The sequence below is a fragment of the Flavobacterium tructae genome, assembly GCF_001853485.1.
Taxonomy (GTDB): domain Bacteria; phylum Bacteroidota; class Bacteroidia; order Flavobacteriales; family Flavobacteriaceae; genus Flavobacterium; species Flavobacterium tructae.
Map to the genome: position 1 here is coordinate 153726 of NZ_MIKE01000024.1, position 17303 is coordinate 171028.

The following is a 17303-nucleotide window of genomic DNA, read 5'->3' on the forward strand; positions in this document are numbered from 1 at the left end:
ATTATTATACAAAGATAATCTAATTGTTTTTAAAATGAATAAAAAAGCCTTGGTTTTTGTAAATCAAGCCTTTATACTCTGCTCTTAATCTTTTTACTCTCGTGTTACTTTTATCTTCAATTTTAAATTCTCCCAAAACTCCTAGTCCATGTATGTCAATTAACATTTCTGATGGGTATGTTATGTCAACCGTGCAATTATTATAAATCCATACTGCAATTTGCTTTCTAATTGGATTGTATTTATAATTATAAGTTTTAATATCTTCTCTTTTGATTACATAACTTTTTTTTCCAGATAAATCTTTTTGATAGGACTCAATAATTTTGTTTCCATCTATGACATTTTTTAGTCTAATATCTACTATTTTTTGCTCAACATTGTCAATTGTTAATTTAAACGAGTGATTTTTAGACAATTCTCTATTAGCTGGATCAAATTTTAACATTCTCTGATATCTGTTTTCAATTTTTAAATTTTCATCATCACAAATAATTGTAAAAGTTGTAATCTCTTTAACTTTAATGTAATCCTCATGTTCCTCATCATAATCTATGGTAAGATCTACCATAAAGTTATCATAATAATAGTCGTGTTCTAATGGTAAAAAATACTTTTTGATGTTTTTACGCATCGTAACACTTATCTTTTGAAACTTTTTGTTACTTAAAGTCTGAGTTACATTATCCCAGATCTTCTCTAAATCATTTCTATTTTCCAAATGTTCTTGGGCATAAATTATATCCCGAAGAATTTTTTTATATATTTCAGTAAATTGATTGCTTTTTGCAATTCCTGCAAATATCCCACTTGTTAATGATATTGAACCTACAGTAAAAAGTAATTTATAAAACCACACTTTATCATTTCCAAGATAAATACCTAATGTAAGACAAATAACCCCTATTAAAATTGTAAGAGCAACAAAATGTCTGTCAAAAAAATCAGCAACACATTTCCATACAGTAACAACGAATTTTCCAATCATAAATTAAAGCTTTTGTTAAAATGCAGCGAATATAACCTTTTTTTAACAATTACTTAATACTAGATCATCATATAATTAATATAAAAAACAATTATTAAACTACTTCAAGATTCATTCTCAAAACTATAAATTAAAAAATGAAACCTAAACACGTATAAATACCTGTTTTTCCAAAAATAACACCTTCATCTTGACACAAAAGATCTTAAATACTATGTTTGTCAAAATTTGATAAATGGAAACAGTAAAAGATTTTTTTCAAAGTGTATATGACAGTTACAAAGACCGGATTAAAAATCCTTTAATCGGATCTTTTATGATTTCATTTATTATCTTCAATTGGCGTGCATTCGCTATTTTATTTATTTCTGATTGGCCTATTCATACTCGTATTAAATGGGTTGAAGATCATTATAGTGAAAATAAGAATTTCGTTTGGCCTTTTGTAATTTCTATCTTTTACGTTTTAATTCTCCCATATATCAATCTAGGATTAGACTGGTTACTTTCAATGTATTCCAATAAGAAAATGCTAAAAATAAACTATAAAAGAAACACAGAATTAGTAAGACGTAAAGCCGAAGCAGTTATACTTCGTGAAATTGCAGATGCACAAGCTGGCACAAGTGAAATTAACAATTTGAAAGAAAGAAACGATTCTTTAGTAAAAGAATTAAACAATACTGTCATTCAAATGGAAGAAGACTTGAAAAGACATAATGCCACAGTAGAACAATATCAAACCAGAGAGAAAGAACTAAAGGAACAAAATAGAAAATATGTTATTGCTGAACTTTTAAATAATGATGTAGAATTCTATGTTACCAGTGAGGACATCCAGAAAATGAATGAAATTTATAATGTAATGACTGAAAAAGGAAGAACACATTATTTGGAAGCAATAACTGAACTTGAAAACGAAAATTATAAGGGAGATTTAAATAGTTTACTTAGATACCGAGATTTAGATTTGGTTGAATTTGACTCTGATGAATCAGGCAAAAAAATAAGAAAAGTTACTAATTTAGGAAAAACATTTTTTACATATTTAAAAAAAGGATATGATCTAATGTAATAAAAAAAGCCACTAAATTGAGTGGCTTTTAAAATAATACAAACTGTTGATTTATTTTTTTTCTTCTTGATTTAGTACTTCAAATTTCTCAGGAGAGATTAGGTAATACCGGTTCATGTAATTAATTGTATCAACTGATAATTTTGCAAAATCAGGCAGATATGAATTAAATTTTAGAACTTCAATACCTTGTTCATCATAAACAATTGAGTTTTTACGGCTGTAGACTTTAGTTGGGAATAGTATCATATATTACAAATAACCAAGTGATATAGCCAATTCTTGAATTTCTTCCATTTCTGAAACCGGATATCCCCAATGCGTACAGTATAATCCGCCATAACCATTATTATGATTAGATTTTTTACCTGTTTGAATAAAATCGACAAAGTCTTTTGTAAGTGCCCACATTGTGCCACCCATGTGAAAGTATTGGGGACTACGACCGTCTTTTGTTTGTAAGCAGAAAGTCTTTTTTGAATAGCTCTCAGTCATATAAACCTTATCATTAAGTAAAAGTATTTTATCAATTTCCCCTTGATGGCTAAAGAAAAATCTTCCTGAAATTGCAATTTTATTAATGATTTGATTTACTATATCCACTCTAATTTGACGAGAATTGAAAGCTTCATCAGGATTGTATTCCCAAAAAGAAAGCTTTCCTTTTACATTCAGTATCGGTTTATCATACAGAACCGGATTTGCAAGAACCCAGTTCCAGATTGGTTTACCTTTGTACAGCGGATCACCTTCAACTGTGGTTCCAATAACTTCCGTTTGCTCAGCCCAAATACTTGGATGGTTGACTACGCAGTCTACGATCTCGACTTCGCCGATTATTGCTGCAAAAGGCATATCTCCGTCAATTGCCGTTTTTAATACAGGAAGAGCGCGTTTTGTTTGTTCATCATTCAAGGTAATATCAAACTTTTTTGGCGCTGAAACATGAATATAAATTTTACCTCTAAAATTAGTTCGCCAATTGCGATTTTCAATGTCTTTGATTCCGTAAGCAATTAAGCTTGCCCACGGTTGTTTTATTGATAGTGCTTTCATGAGTATGTAATGTTGTAAAGGTTTAATTCAAATAAATCTTCATCGAAGTATTTTGAGAAGATCTTTTTTGCTCGGGATTCGTATCGCTTTAAAAGTGCTTCAGCTTTTGAAGTATAGATAAATCCCAATTCGATATCACTAAATTCAAACTTTTCAATTTCTTCTTCAATTGGCTCTCTTGTATATTTTTCAGATCCAATCATACTTTCTAAAAATTCATCTATCATTTCACTTAGAATACAGTTTAAATCTTGATGATTTTTAATTTCAATTCTTTTATTTTTCATTTTTACTTTTTTTAGTTATACCAATAGTTACTACATATAAGGCAAAAGGCCTGTTTATTCTCTATTCCTGCATGAACAAGGTTAGGAACAGAACAATTACACCAAGTTCCGCAATCATCAGTAATTGGTTTTCTATACCCAAACAAAGGTGATTTACTTGCCTTTTGTTTTTCAGATTGATTTTATAATGCTTTTTTATTCATGATTTTTCAATTACTTGTTTAAATAATTTGGAGGATAATTCACGCTCGTAGCTATAATACAATTTTCGAGGGTTTTGATCTTTTATTTTGTCATATACATCAATAATTGCAGCAGCAGACTCAATTACATTACTAAGTATTTTAATACGCTTGGAAACTAAATCCAAAAAAGGCGAGCTTTGAATAATTGCAACATTTATAGCTGTATTAGCCAGTATAATCGCAATCAAAGGAATGTGAGAAACTTTATGCTGAGGTTTCTTTATTCGTTTTGGTTTTTTATTCTTGTGAACCTGGTAATAGTTAAAACGTTTCATTTTACTCATCATAAATGTTACCTATGTATTCCATATCACATAATTTAGAAGCGTTTGAAAGGTTGTAACTATAGCTCATTTCTTTTGTTTTTATACATGTACGCCCTTCTTCAAAAACTATAATTCCAATTCTAGTATTATCTCCTCGAACTTCCCATTCTCCAGTTACTTCATTTTCGTAACTTATCCCCCCTCCAAAATCATTGATCATGTCACCAATGAAAAGTTCTTTGTAATTTTTATCATACTCCAATGTAGATTGACAAACAGTATTAGGATCAACTGGAAAACTATCATATTGATCTACCAAGAATATTGATCCGGAACCATCTGGATATTTTACAAAATATCCATAGACCCACTCTTTTGTAAATAGATGTTTAGCTTTAAATTTTATCTCGTTTATCATAACTTAATATCTTTGATTATTACGTTTTTGCGGAATTCCTATTTTCCTGAAATTAATTTGAGGCTTATTGATATACTTTGACTTTGGCTTGTCAAACTCATGAGTCTTTTTTAATTTATTCAATGAATCACTTAGATCCTGTAAACTCTTAATATTTACTTCACTAAGTTGGTTCATTTCGGAGGCTGCATTTTCTAAAATAGTTCTGCATTCAAAAAGAGAACGACCAAGAGCCGCAGAAAGTTTCTTTGCCACAATAGCCATTTCTTCCGCCGTTGGTCCGGCTCCTATCATAAATACTTTTGTTTCATTATTCATCCTCAAGATTTTTAAGTTTTTCTTTCAGTTCTTCAATTTTCAACCTGTTATCAGCAATAACTTTATTCGCTGAGGTAATGCTTTCATTTGCTGAAACAATATCGCCTTCAGCCTCGTCAAGTTCGATCTGAAGATCATCAATGTCACTTTCGAGTTCTATAATGTTCTGTTCCTTTTCACCGCATTCCGAGCAAATAACAGTTCTAGGATACCATCTTTCAGAACCAACTCCATTGTTGAGGTCAAACCAGTTGTCACATTTTTGGCAAGGTGTAGGCATCTCCATTTCTTCTAAATCTTCGTTTAAGTATTCCATACTTTTAAATTTTAAAGTTAATTTCTGATACTTTTTTTGGCTTCAAATCTCCTTTCAAGTACAGAGGATGTTTAGGAGTTCCGTCATTTGAATATTCTATAAAGTGCAAATTTTCAATACCTTTAAGAGGTCTATAATTAGCACTAATTTTTTTTGTAAGCTTATTCATAATAGTAGAGTTACCCCATGCAACTACAACATATTCACATAAAGAAGCCATTTTATCAAGCCAATATTTATTATCAGCTCCAATTATATTTTCACAAGTCAAAAGATTTTTAGGATCAGTTGCACGGTATGCAAATAGATTTCCAACATATAAGCCACCAAAACCCCAGCTTTTAGCAAACCCAATACATCTTCGGATTGTTGGATCATCATACATTGCATCAGCAGTGGAAGGATTCAGCATGATAAACATGACCAATGGTTTCGAATCGTCCCATTTTCGAAATAATGTATATCTGAATTTTTCACATTTAGAAACAACTGCATTTCGGGTTGAATCAACTTTACTATCATATAATGGTAATTCCATGATGTTGAAATATTAGTTAATAAAAACCGCCCTGATTAGGGCGGTAAGGATGTTTTAAGAAATAAGTGTTGGCATAATGAGCATCAGAGTACTTTCTTCTTCTGATTCACCGTCTGCCGGGGTCATGATTGCTGCCCGGTTTGGAAGTGAAAACTCAAAATTGATTTCTTCAGATGACAAATTACTAATCATTTCAGAAAGATATTTTGAATTAAATCCGATGCGAGTGTCTGCCCCCTGGTAGCTGCAAGCTAAACGTTCATTTGCTTTGTTTGAGTAATCTATATCCTCCGCAGACAAATGGATCTCATTTCCGTTAAAGCCTAAAACAAGCTGTTTCGTTGTTTTGTTGGAGAAAATAGAAACACATTTAACAGAACTTGAAAGTGTTGATCTGTTTATTAGTGCCTTGTTTGGATTATCTACCGGGATTACTGCTTCGTAATTCGGGTATTTTCCATCCACAAGTCGGCAAATAACTACATAATCATCAAAACTGAAAATTGCATTTGTCTGATTAAATGAAATGTCAACGTTGATATCCAGTGAAGAAAGAATTCCTTTTAAAACATTCAATGGTTTCTTTGGCACAATAAAATCAATCGGCTCCGGCATTACAACGTCTCTTCGCGTATATCTTACCATCTTATGTGCATCTGTCGCAACGAAATTTAAGCCAGAAGTCGTAAACTGAAATAAAACGCCCATCATAATTGGCCTTAAATCGTCGGTACCAGTTGCAAAAACTGTTTTACTTACTGCCTTAGCAATAACTTTTGAATTTAGCTGTACTGCCTTAGCATCTTCAATTAAAACCGGTTTCGGAAAATCTTTTGCTGGAGAATAAGCAATTGAATAAATTCCGGATGCTGAGGTAATATCGATTGTGCTGTTTTCCAAAACAGAAAATGTCAACGGCTGGTCCGGAAATGATTTTAAAATGTCAATTAGCATTCTGGCTGGCACCGCTATTGCTCCTTTATCAGTTGAGGTAATTTCCAGTGTGGAACTAATTGTTGTTTCCAGATCTGAAGCTGTAATTTTCAATTGACTTCCATCAATATCAAATAAAAAGCAGTCAAGGATTGGAAGAGTATTTGATGAATTGATTACGCCAACCAATACCAATAGTTTTTCTAGTAAATTTTTACTGTTTAGTGTTAAAGTCATAAGTTTTTAATTTTAGTTATATCTTGTTTTATGTATTGAACATTTCGCCAACATGGAGTAAGTCCTGCCGGCACTTTTCCATCTAAATCAAGGATGTTAAAAACGACATCCTTAAATTTATTTACAGCCATCAGAACAATCAACCCTCCTTCTTGAAAATAATAGTGAGGCTCATACTTAACTTTCATACCATCATTTAAAGCTGCCAATATTTCATCAGCAGCTATAGATAGTTTTTCGTTTCTCTGGTCAATTTCGAATTCTTCGAAAATATTAAGCTGGCACATTACACCGCTATTTTCATTGAGTGTTGCTGTAACAATCTGTAGTTATTTTTAACCAAAGCTTTTGCTTGGTTAACTTCAACTGCATTACCAATAAACTTCTTCTGCTCAGTCTGAGTACCTATTAGCTTATAATCTTTTGGAAAGCCCTGAATTTGTTTTAACTCTGGAATGTTCAACATTCTCATTTTTATGTCAATCACTCCATAGGAAACCATAAACTTTTTAATAAGGATCATTGTTTCAGAATCGCTTTCATAAACAGGTATGTTAATTTGCCCAAGCTCAGTTGAAACCAAATATAGAGGAGCCTTATCTTGACGCGCAACAACTGTACAACATGGATTTTCGATACTTCCATTGTTTCCGCCCCATGCTGGATTGAAAATATATTGTTGAGCTTTTACCAGGTAAGGATATTTACGACAGGCCAGAATTGTTGCCGCTGGTTCATCTACACTTTTACCAACATTATTGAAGTTCGTATCCATTATCCACGGCTTTGTTTTTACAAGTGCAAACTTTGGATTTTGAGTTAAGGCCCCAATTGGTGAATCAATATCAGTTGGTAGTGAATTGCCATACTGCTGATCTATAAAATTGATATCAACTTTAGCAACTCGATCTTTTGTTGTTAATGTTGGACATGGGTTATCAATTGAATGAACACCACCATTCCCATAATACGTATTCAGATGTGAAGCAGTTACAATTGCGTGCCCATCAACAGTTTTAATAGTTCCGGCAGGTCCATCTATACCAATAACCTTTCCTTCAGGTCTTCCGGAGTAGTACTTTTTAAGGAACACAGATTTCACTAAAGCATGAGTTACATTAGTACAAATTGTACCCATTGGCTTTTCAATGGAATTTACTTTTTGATGTGGGTTGATTTTACCGCCATTATATCGCTTAGTAAAAACTTCATCACCATTTGCCACAAACTTTAATAAACCTGCGTAAATTCGTTTTAAAGTGTTATCTGAGAGTTCTTTCTTTCTTTCAAAAATACTCACACCTTCATCTTCAAGTTCCAAGACTTCACGAACTGGCTTCCATTTTTCCATTGGAAATAATGTGCTCTCAACTTTATCTTTAGTATGAGTTTGTTCTGGCCAAGCTATAGGTAAAGATTTAAAACTTAATCCAGATTTAAACTCTTTTGCAAATTGAATAAACAATCTTTCTCGGCTTTGATATGCTCCAAAATCGGCAGCATTTAATATTTTTGAATCATATTTATACCCATGACTACAAACTTTGTTAAGCCAATGTATATAATCTCTTCCCGCTGTTCTTGATACTGGCTTGCCTTTTTCATCAAGAGGACCCCAGCACATAAACTCTCTCACATTTTCAACCCAAAAGTAATCCGGATCCAATGCAACTAAATACATAAACATGTGCTCAGCAAGGGTTCTACTATCAGCATCTCTAGCCTGTCCTCCTTTTGCTTTTGAAAAATTAGTACATTCCAAAGATGCCCAAATATTTATTCTACAATCAGGAAAAGCAATTCGAAGTGAATCAACTAAAAACTTAAGCTTTATAACAACTTTAAAATCTCGAATATCTTCTGTGAAGTGCAAAGTATCAGGATGATTCTGAGCATGACTTAATATCGCATTACTGTCATGATTTACACATGCAGCAACAAACATGTTCGGAATATCAGTGAAATGAATACCGGTTGAGGTTCCACCAGCTCCGCAAAACAAATCAATCCAAAACACTAATTGACTGGTTGAATCTGCATGTTTTTTCACATGTCTAATAAACGCTTTTGTTTCTCTTTTTAATTGTGAATTTATCATACTGCTATATCAAATAAAGTTGGGACATTTTGTTTTAGTTCCTCTGATTTTAGGTAATTGGCTCCATCCAAAAAGTAAGTTGGATTAAGTTCGATACCATAACCACGACGACCTTTTTTTATAGCTCGAAGTGGTACAGTCATTAATCCACCGAAATAATCCAAAACAAGATCTCCCGGATTACTCATTTGATCAATAACACGATCTGCTATATCAAACTGCATCGGACAGATATGCATTTCTTTACCCAAACTCCACTGAGAACCATTCAAAGTCCTCATTCTTGTAATATCAGTCCATACTTCCGGTGACCAACTCTGCGGCTGAAGTAACATAAACCCTGAAGGCAGCTTACCTTGAATCTCAAGATTCTCTGCAATATTTACAACTTGTTCAAAATCCCAAACTTCATTTAGGCTGTAACTTCTGAAAAGTTTAAAAATTTGATCAGCCTCAAGTTTAGCTACCTCATCAGGAATTAAAAGCCTATCTCCGGAACTTCTGGTATATCCGTGAGCATCCATTTGCCAACGGGCTCTTGAATATCCATTGTTATTAAATTCACCATTTTTTTTATCAAACTCTCTCTTTTCCTTCACAACAGGAATGTCCGCATAGGCATTTGTGTTATCACTTGGCGGCTTGCGGAAATAAAGAAGATATTCTGGCATCCCCACCCCCATCTTTGAACCGTCTTTACATTGTTCAGACCATCCCAAACGATAAGTTTGATTATTTTCTCGAACAACATCTGTTACAATGGTTTTCATTCCCATGTATTCAAAACCGTGTTTTCGATAATGGTTCACAGTGTCAATATGGAAAGGATAAACGGTTTGAAACCCTAATCCAGACAATCCCCCAGGTATAATCCTATCCTTTACATGAATTGCAGCTATTCTACCCGGCTGTAGAACTCTAAAAGCTTCAGGCGTAGAATAATCCATTTGATTAAAGAATTCCTCAATATTTGATGAATGACCGTAATCGGCATAGTTTGGCGAATATTCGTATTGATTAGCAAAAGGAATTGACGAAAGAATCAGCCCAACTGAATTTGATTCGATAAGAGGCAATTCCTTTATGTTGTCATTTTGTACAGCTGTGTAATTTTTGCCTTTGATCTCGATTCTTTCAACTCCTATCTTTCTGGCTAAATGTTGAGCCATTGCGGATTGAGATAATCCATATTCTTTTATAATGTTCGTCATTTTAATTACCATTAAGTTATGTTGTTTCCATTTTCGTTCGAGCTGCTTCCTGATCTCTCTTTCTGCTTCAGTATAGATTAAATCGATTCGTACTGTTCCGGTTTGCCCAAATCTCAAAAGTCTATGGATGGATTGTATAAAATCATTGAATTTAAAGCCTATTCCTAAGTATATGGCCCATGAACAATATTTCTGAAGATTCGTTCCAGAACCCAACATTGTAGGCTTTCCAGCTAATTCTTGTAAATCTCCATTTGAAAAGTTTAGAACTATCTCTTCTCTTAGCTCCAGTTTTTGGCTTCCAAAAACAGATTTACAGCCGGGAATTGACTTTTCTATTAACCTTCTCTCATCCTCCAGATCGTGCCATAAAATTCTATGCGCTGTAATATCTTCACATCGCAATTCAAGCATTTTGTTTACTCGATCTTTAAGACTTTTTCTTTTTTCTTTTGCAGAACCTTCTAAACCGATTGCCACTTCATTGTACATTTGAAACTGGCCACGTTTATCATTTCCTGCATCAGCATGATCTGAAGCAATTTCGTGCCATCTGATATCCAGTGGCGGCAAAATATATCCGTGATCATCACTCTCATCACCAGTAATGTCTGAAGGTTTTGAAACGAATAAAGCCCAAGAAGAAACCCATAACCAAAACTCTTCCTCTTTATGTGCATGAAGCGTCAATTTATCAGCTTTGGTACTATCTCTTTTGAAGAATCTTGTTTTAGCCTGGCTAACATCCATAACCCCCAAGAAGTCGGCATATGCAAGTAATTCAATGTAGTCATTTGGCGAAGGGGTTGCCGTTGCAACAAATCGATATGGAACGCATTCTGTTCCACGTCGATCTCCATTTGGACCAGCATCACCTGTAAACAATCTCATGAACTCTCTAAATGTTTTAGAGCCACCCAAACCACGTAAAATAGAAGCCTCATCTAAACTTGCAACTTGGAATAATCTAGGATCCAATTTCCCATCCCGAACAGTTTCATAATTAGTAATGTAAATTCCAGTTTCGGAAGCTTCTTCAATTCTCCTGATGAATTTTGGACCGGAATCCCATCCAAGAATATTAACAGCATCTTTTGAAAATTCAGCCCTAACCCCCAGAGGAGCAATGATCAATCCTCGACCTCCAGTTTTAAGTAAAGTACATCTGATAGCTTCCAATTGAGTCACCGTTTTATGAAGGCCAAACGAAGCAAAACAAGCGCGGCGCCCCCCTTCAACAAGCCACTTCACCATTAGTTTGTTATGGTTTTTAAGCTTTGGATTGATATCAGAAATATCTAATTCAAATCCCTCTTTTTGAGCTATTCTAATTTTTGATTGCAGAAATTCATCATACGGCTTTATCATGATCTGGCATTTTTTTGAAGTGATAGATTTTGTTTCCATTTGGCAGTGTTTTAACCTCTTTGGGCTTTTGATCGCATTTTAAAAAGGAGATTAGCTTTTCATAAGCGTTGATCTCACTTTCACCTTTCATTTCTATATCCGTTTTAGTTGGAGTGTAAATTGTTGTTTTTGCGATCCAAACACTTTTAACTATTTTTTCGGTTTCGATTTTTTCTATGTTTAATTTCTCTAAATTCATGTAGAATGTTTTCAAGGTTAGTTTTATTTATTGGTAATAAAAAAGCCCTCAAATTTTTGAGAGCTTTTAATGTTTGAATTCGCAGAAATTCCGATCATAAATTCCAAGTTCGATATTTATCTTATTTCTAAGTTCTATTCGTTCAAAAGGAGTTTTTTGTTCCGGATCATTTTTTAGTTGAAGCCTAATCCTCGATGCTTTGGATGCAATTTCGATCATTTGATCTGTTGATAAATGTAATGGACGATGTCGCTGGAGAGTTTCAATAAATTCAAAATATGTCTTACCATATCGTTCAATCAAACCTAATCTGTAATTGATTTGATCTCCGCTTTTGTGATGATTACTTTCGAATGACTGAATGTGAATATTATGAAGATTTAAAGCAGTAGTTCTATTAGCACCCACCGATATAAAATGGCCGCCATTCATCTTTCCAAAATTTCCAGATGCAATACAAGATTGTCCAAAATCAATTAATCTTGATATTTCATTGATTATTGGCTGAAGATGTTTTGCTCTATACTTATCTGGCGACAAAATAGCAACTTTTTGAATAGCTTTATCAGCGACCTCCTTTTTCTGCTGCTCCTTGCGAAATTTGTTTTTGCCTAATTGAATTGATCTTTCAAGCTTTTGTTTGCCTTTTTCAGTATTAAGCAACCAATTTGAATAGCAACCACACATTTTACCTAAACCATAAACTCTATGTTTGGTAAGAACACCACAACCCCACCCTTTTGCATCTCCAACTCCTTTACACGACTTTTCTTTTGCATCTATCATGATCTTATGGAATTTGATTTAGGTATAGATCCTGTAAACTCATCAGATAACTTTTTAAGAGCAAAATTTATTGAAGAATCAATATCTGTAAAAGGCTTCAATACCTTTCCAATATCACTCAAAACTACCGGCATTTGATTCTCAATATGCTTTAGCCCCAAATCGGTTACCTCTTTTTTAATTCTAACCAATTGTTCTAATATTTCTCTATTTCCCATTTGCTATTTTCTAAATGATTTACCTTTAAATTCAATGATATTAAACATCTCATACACGCGATCCCAAACTCGACCACCATACTTTTCTCCAATCTCATCGACTGCAGCCTGAAGATCATCTTCATAACCTTCTTTGAAATTACACACTAAAAATGTTTTTGATTTTAAGCGATAACGCTCTTCAAGTATTTCTTTAAAAATGTTTACCTTCCCATAATTGCTGGCAATTCTTTCTGTTTTCAGATCATCAAAATTTTTAATACCATACCACATGGTTTTTTCAAATTCTAATCTAAGATTATCCGCATTTTCACCTGTACATTTTTCAAACATAATCACAGCCTCATTTGCAGAATAGCTTTTAAAACCAACTTTTGGAATTCCTCTAAAAATACTTTCGAAAACTTTCATTGTTGATGTTTTCCCATTTCCATAATTTCCAATGATCAACAGACCTTTGTCAAAACTTGGCTGAGAGATGTCTGATAAATTATCACAACTAAAAAATCTTTCGTCTTTAGAAAAATAATATATCAAAGGCTCTAAGTTCTTAATTGTAATTCCGTCAACCTTTACAAATGGAATTCCGTTAATTTCTTTAAATTTTGCTTTAAACAAATCAAATAATTTTCTAGCACTAATTGAAAATTCTACTTTTTCTTTTGGTTCAAATACCTTCTTGGCGTAGTCGCCACGAGACTTAATTTGCTCAGAAGTAGCCTCAGCATTTTTTGATTCGTAAGATTCTATTTGTGCTTTCTGAAATTCTGATAATTTATCTGAACTAAAACTTTTCAGTTCATTGTATTTATGAATTCCAATAATTGGAATCATTAAATTATCTGTTTTTTGAGAATCCTCCGGATGATTGTGCGCTTCCATTTTGAATCGGTTTGAAGTTTTTATTATTCTTTGCCCATGTAGAAAGTCTTCGTTCTAAATCCCAAGTTTTTTCAAGTTCCCGGCGGAATTTTGTTCCTGAATTATTTGGTTCTGTCCAATACCGGTAAAAATCATTTAAAAAATCTTTACCATAGAGATCTAAAAAAGGTTGGAGTGTGGAAGAAAATTTTAATTTTCTGGCATCTAACTTTTCTTTACTTTCTTCTACTTTACTTTCCTTTTCTTTTCTTTGTGTGTTTATGGAGTCTATAGTTTGGTCTTTTTTAAGTTTACGTATACCTAAACTATCTAAAAGGGTGAGTAAACCATCAAAAGTGATACAGTTATTATTTCTCTTCTTATAGGCATCTTGAACACTATCAATAAAATCTTGACACCAAACAATATTATTTTCCTTCCATAAAACAGCATCAAATTTGCCTAAATCTACAAGGTCATTTATGATTGCTTCAAGGACAGTTTTTTGAACTTTACATTTCGCAGCCAAGTACATCATAGTACTTGGTTTCGATAGATTTAAGTAATGGTATTCGGTTTTTGCTAATTCTCTAAGTAATTTTACAAAGGTTGCAAACCCATCATTCCCATAAGTCTCTTCGAGGTAAAACATTTTCTTTCCTTCTTCACATAAAAAAGGAAAGTAGTCTACACTATTTCTTTCAGGTCTTGCCATACTATATTTTTTACTTTTTGAATAAATCGAAAACGCTACTCAAAATACTAGTAGGAACAACATCTTCTGTTCCTGTGATTGCATTTGCGATTGCTTTCTTTTCCTGAATAAGATCATATAACCATTGATCCAAAGTATCTTCTCCAAGTAAATAAGTTGCTCTTACATTACTTGGCTGCCCCATACGGTGACATCTTGCTTCAGCTTGTTCACAATCAGCCTGAGTCCACGGAAGCTCTACAAATAGGACTTCACTACTTGCCGTTAGAGTTAATCCAACACCGGCAGCTTTATGATTACAGATAATTAATTTGGTGTCAGGATTCTTTTGAAAGCTATCTACCGAATTTTGTTTTTGAATAGAATCGTCATTTCCTGTAACAGTTACCGCTTTAGGATAGATTACCTTTAGTAAATCGACGATTATTTTATGTTTGCAGAAAACAACAATTTTTTGCCCAGAACCAATTATTTCATCAATATACTCCTGAGCCGCTTCTATTTTGCCCTTAGCAGAAATTTGAAGCAACATTGTAATTTTTACAATGGTTTCTGAACTTACTTTCTTCTTAATTTCAGAATCAGTTAAATCCGAATTTTTAAGGAAATTTGCAAAATCATCTCTGACTACATCAAACTCTTTTTTGTTAGTAAGAGTACAAAGAATTGTCTGACGTGATAAAGGAGGTAGATCTTTCAGAACATCCTCTTTTTTACGCATGAAATAACATGACATATTCATCAAATAATTCAATTCTTTTAAGTTTGCAGATCCTTTGCCACCTTCACAATATCTTGCCTTAAATCCATTTTCACCCCCAAAATGGCGAAGTTTAAACATTACTGCTAATTGACTAAATAAATCGATTGGCTTGTTTACAACTGGCGTACCAGTTAATAAAATAATGTATTTTTTGTTTTTTGTAATTTGAATACAGATCTTGGCTTGAATCGAATTAGGGTCTTTTAAACGGTGACTTTCGTCAATAATTGAGGACTTGAATATTTTTATACGTTCGTCCATTATGATTTGATTTGAATGCTTTAAATCCTTTTTATTCGGCATCGAATTGACAAAAAACTTTTTTAACGACTCATAGTTAACAATAAAAACATCCGCCATTCCCATTTCATAAAACCGGTGCCAAGTATCCTTATTTTTATCATCTAAAATCATAGCCTTTTTATCAGTCCACATTTCAAATTCTCTTTGCCAGTTAATCTTTAATGCTGATGGACAGATAACAATACAGGGGAAAGTAATTTCCCCCTGTTTTTCTGCTCCATAAACGGTACCTATACTTTGAAGTGTTTTACCAAGTCCCGGCTGATCACCATTTATAAATCTTTTCAATTCTAATCCGCGAGCAATGCCTTCTTCCTGATAAGGTCGAGGCTTATAACCATTTATTGAATTTACAATACCTAAATCAAAATTTAATTTTGGCAAATCTGGAATAACATCGACTTGTTCAGGAATGTTATCTTCGATCTTAATTATAGATGCTTTACATTTTCCGCCAACTTCATAAACCTGCTCTCTAAATGAAATCGGAATTACCCATACCTTTTTTTTGTGATTCCATTTAGCAACTGATAAAAATTTCCGCCAAACAATTCTCTCTGTATTTTTTAAGTGTTGAAATGGAACATTGAATTGATCAGGCTTAATGTTAATAGCCATAGAAACATCTTTTGGGCTATCTATATTAAAACCGGTCAAAATATTTGTACTCCATTCAGAAACATTGCAAATTCCTTTTATCATTTTTGTATGGTGATCTTTCCATCGTCCAAAATCAATTGAAATTTGAAACTCGTTTAAAAATTCGACTATCTGCATTACTCGTAAATTGTTAGATTAATAAATTTTACATTACAACTTCATCATCATCAAGTTGCATTTCTTGTTGTTTAGGTGGCGCTTGTTTTCCTTCGAGATACTCATAAACTTCCGACTTTAGAACGTCTATTGATTCTCGGAGTTCCGCCATAAATGGATAATCCTGATAATCCTCGAATTTTAAAAAAGGAGTATTTAGGTTTAAATACTTTCCCGATTCCAATTTCTTTGACCCTGAGATTGTAACCCCCTCTGAATCTCCTTGTCCGCCAATTGTAAATCCATGTACCTTGTATTTTAATAAAAAGTGTTCTTCAGGTAAATCAACATCAGGACTATCTAATCTATCTCGGCAATCCGATTCTTTGATCTCTTCACAAATAAATGCGAAATGCGGAATAAGATCCTGGAAAGCACTTCTAAGATCATCATGAATTGGCGCGTCAGAAGATTCGGATGCTGATTTTTTTGCATTTTTCACATACTGGTCATATTTATAGGCCAGAAATAGACTGTTTTTGATGTTTGCTTGTTTAATTGTAATGTTCATGATATATCAGTATTGTTTGTTAAAAAAAATTCTTTGTACTTTCCTTCTTTATATTCCCAGTTTATAGGAACGCTCCAGATATCTTTCAGATCTTTTATTCTCCGGCGTAAATCGCCTATTTGGTATTTTAACAATGCACCTGCAGTTGTTAACCTTTCACCTCTTAAAAGTGCCTCATATACAATTCTGCATTGATTGGAGAAGCGCTCTTTGTTTCGTTCAAAATGTTCCTGGTTACTGATCTTATTTTCTACATGAAAAAGCTCATCAAAATTTATTTCCTGTTGATTCATAATAAATGTTCTACATTTTTAACTTGAATTTCCAATTCTCTCATGAAAGCTAAATCAGAGGGTTCAGGAAGATAAATTCCCGCTTCTTTGCTCGAATAATCTCTAAATCGATCAATTGCTATTGACAATTCATCTTTAGTAAGGTCAGCTAAACTTTTGTACTCATCTCTTATTTCTCCACTTTTACGATTTACAAACTCATATTTAAAAATGGTAGGATTGACAAGTTTTTTGAAGAACTCAAGTTTTATGTACTCGACAGATTCTCCGTATTCCCACGCAAACCAAGACATTATTAAATGCACATATTTAAGCTGCGGATATGTCTTGGGAACTTTCTTGGCCGATAGTTCAAAAACTTTATTATGCTTTACAAAATAGTTGAACTTCTCTACAGCTCTTTTTATATCGATCGGTTTTTCTGGATTGTAAAGCATAACAAGTA

Annotated in this window: 22 protein-coding genes; 1 reads left to right on the forward strand and 21 read right to left on the reverse strand. The window is 33.2% G+C overall.

From position 1 onward, the window contains the following. Positions 1-19 precede the first annotated feature (19 nt). Entirely contained in the window at positions 20-988 is a 969-nt protein-coding gene (locus BHE19_RS14290; protein WP_070907696.1) for a hypothetical protein, read from the reverse strand. A 235-nt stretch (positions 989-1223) separates the two neighbouring features. On the opposite strand from BHE19_RS14290, the gene BHE19_RS14295 reads away from it, so the two are divergent. Next, entirely contained in the window at positions 1224-2063 is an 840-nt protein-coding gene (locus tag BHE19_RS14295; RefSeq protein ID WP_070907698.1) for a hypothetical protein, read from the forward strand. A gap of 252 nt (positions 2064-2315) precedes the next feature. Here BHE19_RS14295 and BHE19_RS22905 read toward each other — a convergent pair whose 3' ends face one another. The 20 genes from BHE19_RS22905 to BHE19_RS14400 all read right to left on the reverse strand — a co-directional run bounded on the left by BHE19_RS22905 (position 2316) and on the right by BHE19_RS14400 (position 17295). Next, the gene (locus BHE19_RS22905) at positions 2316-3119 is read right to left on the reverse strand and encodes an ASCH domain-containing protein (RefSeq protein ID WP_207544128.1); all 804 of its coding nucleotides are present in this window, start codon (positions 3117-3119) and stop codon (positions 2316-2318) included. Next, entirely contained in the window at positions 3116-3406 is a 291-nt protein-coding gene (locus tag BHE19_RS14310) for a hypothetical protein (protein ID WP_070907703.1), read from the reverse strand. Before BHE19_RS14310 ends, BHE19_RS22905 begins: the two co-directional genes overlap by 4 nt. A 199-nt stretch (positions 3407-3605) precedes the next feature. Then, the gene (locus BHE19_RS14315; RefSeq protein WP_123923465.1) at positions 3606-3926 is read right to left on the reverse strand and encodes a hypothetical protein; all 321 of its coding nucleotides are present in this window, start codon (positions 3924-3926) and stop codon (positions 3606-3608) included. Position 3927: 1 nt separating this feature from the next. Continuing rightward, a complete protein-coding gene (locus BHE19_RS14320) occupies positions 3928-4335 on the reverse strand; it encodes a YopX family protein (protein WP_070907706.1) in 408 nt (135 codons plus the stop codon). Positions 4336-4338: 3 nt separating this feature from the next. After that, positions 4339-4653, reverse strand: a complete 315-nt coding sequence (locus BHE19_RS14325; RefSeq protein ID WP_070907707.1) for a hypothetical protein — start codon at positions 4651-4653, stop codon at positions 4339-4341. Continuing rightward, entirely contained in the window at positions 4646-4969 is a 324-nt protein-coding gene (locus tag BHE19_RS14330; protein ID WP_070907708.1) for a coiled-coil domain-containing protein, read from the reverse strand. The genes BHE19_RS14325 and BHE19_RS14330 overlap by 8 nt, the downstream gene beginning before the upstream one ends. Before the next feature lie 4 nt (positions 4970-4973). Then, positions 4974-5507, reverse strand: coding sequence for a DUF1643 domain-containing protein (locus BHE19_RS14335; RefSeq protein ID WP_070907710.1), 534 nt, complete (start codon positions 5505-5507; stop codon positions 4974-4976). Between the two features lie 54 nt (positions 5508-5561). Beyond that, positions 5562-6677 carry a DNA polymerase III subunit beta gene (gene dnaN, locus BHE19_RS14340; RefSeq protein ID WP_070907712.1) on the reverse strand — a complete coding sequence of 372 codons (1116 nt, stop codon included), beginning with the start codon at positions 6675-6677 and terminating at the stop codon, positions 5562-5564. Further along, on the reverse strand, positions 6674-6964 hold the full coding sequence (locus tag BHE19_RS14345; protein WP_070907713.1) for a hypothetical protein: 291 nt from the start codon (positions 6962-6964) through the stop codon (positions 6674-6676). Before BHE19_RS14345 ends, dnaN begins: the two co-directional genes overlap by 4 nt. Next, a complete protein-coding gene (locus BHE19_RS14350; RefSeq protein ID WP_083342553.1) occupies positions 6964-8775 on the reverse strand; it encodes a DNA cytosine methyltransferase in 1812 nt (603 codons plus the stop codon). Before BHE19_RS14350 ends, BHE19_RS14345 begins: the two co-directional genes overlap by 1 nt. Then, a complete protein-coding gene (locus BHE19_RS14355; protein ID WP_233431380.1) occupies positions 8772-11393 on the reverse strand; it encodes a DNA methyltransferase in 2622 nt (873 codons plus the stop codon). Before BHE19_RS14355 ends, BHE19_RS14350 begins: the two co-directional genes overlap by 4 nt. Further along, positions 11338-11592, reverse strand: coding sequence for a hypothetical protein (locus BHE19_RS14360; protein ID WP_070907718.1), 255 nt, complete (start codon positions 11590-11592; stop codon positions 11338-11340). Before BHE19_RS14360 ends, BHE19_RS14355 begins: the two co-directional genes overlap by 56 nt. A gap of 66 nt (positions 11593-11658) precedes the next feature. Then, entirely contained in the window at positions 11659-12378 is a 720-nt protein-coding gene (locus BHE19_RS14365; RefSeq protein ID WP_070907720.1) for a recombination protein NinG, read from the reverse strand. Continuing rightward, positions 12375-12596: a hypothetical protein gene (locus BHE19_RS14370; protein ID WP_070907722.1), complete on the reverse strand. Its 222-nt coding sequence runs from the start codon at positions 12594-12596 to the stop codon at positions 12375-12377. The genes BHE19_RS14365 and BHE19_RS14370 overlap by 4 nt, the downstream gene beginning before the upstream one ends. A 3-nt stretch (positions 12597-12599) precedes the next feature. Next, a complete protein-coding gene (locus BHE19_RS14375) occupies positions 12600-13478 on the reverse strand; it encodes a P-loop NTPase family protein (RefSeq protein WP_070907724.1) in 879 nt (292 codons plus the stop codon). Further along, the gene (locus BHE19_RS14380; RefSeq protein WP_070907726.1) at positions 13435-14172 is read right to left on the reverse strand and encodes a Lin1244/Lin1753 domain-containing protein; all 738 of its coding nucleotides are present in this window, start codon (positions 14170-14172) and stop codon (positions 13435-13437) included. Before BHE19_RS14380 ends, BHE19_RS14375 begins: the two co-directional genes overlap by 44 nt. A 10-nt stretch (positions 14173-14182) precedes the next feature. Continuing rightward, positions 14183-16015, reverse strand: a complete 1833-nt coding sequence (locus BHE19_RS14385; protein ID WP_083342554.1) for a DEAD/DEAH box helicase — start codon at positions 16013-16015, stop codon at positions 14183-14185. Between the two features lie 28 nt (positions 16016-16043). Continuing rightward, positions 16044-16565 (reverse strand): hypothetical protein, encoded by a 522-nt coding sequence (locus BHE19_RS14390; RefSeq protein WP_070907727.1) that lies wholly within the window; start codon positions 16563-16565, stop codon positions 16044-16046. Beyond that, positions 16562-16858 (reverse strand): helix-turn-helix domain-containing protein, encoded by a 297-nt coding sequence (locus tag BHE19_RS14395; RefSeq protein WP_070907728.1) that lies wholly within the window; start codon positions 16856-16858, stop codon positions 16562-16564. The genes BHE19_RS14390 and BHE19_RS14395 overlap by 4 nt, the downstream gene beginning before the upstream one ends. Further along, positions 16855-17295: a hypothetical protein gene (locus BHE19_RS14400; RefSeq protein ID WP_070907729.1), complete on the reverse strand. Its 441-nt coding sequence runs from the start codon at positions 17293-17295 to the stop codon at positions 16855-16857. The genes BHE19_RS14395 and BHE19_RS14400 overlap by 4 nt, the downstream gene beginning before the upstream one ends. Positions 17296-17303 lie beyond the last annotated feature (8 nt).

Coding starts and splice junctions, on each gene's coding strand:
- BHE19_RS14290 (WP_070907696.1), bottom strand. CDS start 988: ATGATTGGAAAATTCGTTGTTACTGTATGGAAATGTGTTGCTGATTTT.
- BHE19_RS14295 (WP_070907698.1), top strand. CDS start 1,224: ATGGAAACAGTAAAAGATTTTTTTCAAAGTGTATATGACAGTTACAAA.
- BHE19_RS22905 (WP_207544128.1), bottom strand. CDS start 3,119: ATGAAAGCACTATCAATAAAACAACCGTGGGCAAGCTTAATTGCTTAC.
- BHE19_RS14310 (WP_070907703.1), bottom strand. CDS start 3,406: ATGAAAAATAAAAGAATTGAAATTAAAAATCATCAAGATTTAAACTGT.
- BHE19_RS14315 (WP_123923465.1), bottom strand. CDS start 3,926: ATGAAACGTTTTAACTATTACCAGGTTCACAAGAATAAAAAACCAAAA.
- BHE19_RS14320 (WP_070907706.1), bottom strand. CDS start 4,335: ATGATAAACGAGATAAAATTTAAAGCTAAACATCTATTTACAAAAGAG.
- BHE19_RS14325 (WP_070907707.1), bottom strand. CDS start 4,653: ATGAATAATGAAACAAAAGTATTTATGATAGGAGCCGGACCAACGGCG.
- BHE19_RS14330 (WP_070907708.1), bottom strand. CDS start 4,969: ATGGAATACTTAAACGAAGATTTAGAAGAAATGGAGATGCCTACACCT.
- BHE19_RS14335 (WP_070907710.1), bottom strand. CDS start 5,507: ATGGAATTACCATTATATGATAGTAAAGTTGATTCAACCCGAAATGCA.
- dnaN (WP_070907712.1), bottom strand. CDS start 6,677: ATGACTTTAACACTAAACAGTAAAAATTTACTAGAAAAACTATTGGTA.
- BHE19_RS14345 (WP_070907713.1), bottom strand. CDS start 6,964: ATGTGCCAGCTTAATATTTTCGAAGAATTCGAAATTGACCAGAGAAAC.
- BHE19_RS14350 (WP_083342553.1), bottom strand. CDS start 8,775: ATGATAAATTCACAATTAAAAAGAGAAACAAAAGCGTTTATTAGACAT.
- BHE19_RS14355 (WP_233431380.1), bottom strand. CDS start 11,393: ATGGAAACAAAATCTATCACTTCAAAAAAATGCCAGATCATGATAAAG.
- BHE19_RS14360 (WP_070907718.1), bottom strand. CDS start 11,592: ATGAATTTAGAGAAATTAAACATAGAAAAAATCGAAACCGAAAAAATA.
- BHE19_RS14365 (WP_070907720.1), bottom strand. CDS start 12,378: ATGATAGATGCAAAAGAAAAGTCGTGTAAAGGAGTTGGAGATGCAAAA.
- BHE19_RS14370 (WP_070907722.1), bottom strand. CDS start 12,596: ATGGGAAATAGAGAAATATTAGAACAATTGGTTAGAATTAAAAAAGAG.
- BHE19_RS14375 (WP_070907724.1), bottom strand. CDS start 13,478: ATGGAAGCGCACAATCATCCGGAGGATTCTCAAAAAACAGATAATTTA.
- BHE19_RS14380 (WP_070907726.1), bottom strand. CDS start 14,172: ATGGCAAGACCTGAAAGAAATAGTGTAGACTACTTTCCTTTTTTATGT.
- BHE19_RS14385 (WP_083342554.1), bottom strand. CDS start 16,015: ATGCAGATAGTCGAATTTTTAAACGAGTTTCAAATTTCAATTGATTTT.
- BHE19_RS14390 (WP_070907727.1), bottom strand. CDS start 16,565: ATGAACATTACAATTAAACAAGCAAACATCAAAAACAGTCTATTTCTG.
- BHE19_RS14395 (WP_070907728.1), bottom strand. CDS start 16,858: ATGAATCAACAGGAAATAAATTTTGATGAGCTTTTTCATGTAGAAAAT.
- BHE19_RS14400 (WP_070907729.1), bottom strand. CDS start 17,295: ATGCTTTACAATCCAGAAAAACCGATCGATATAAAAAGAGCTGTAGAG.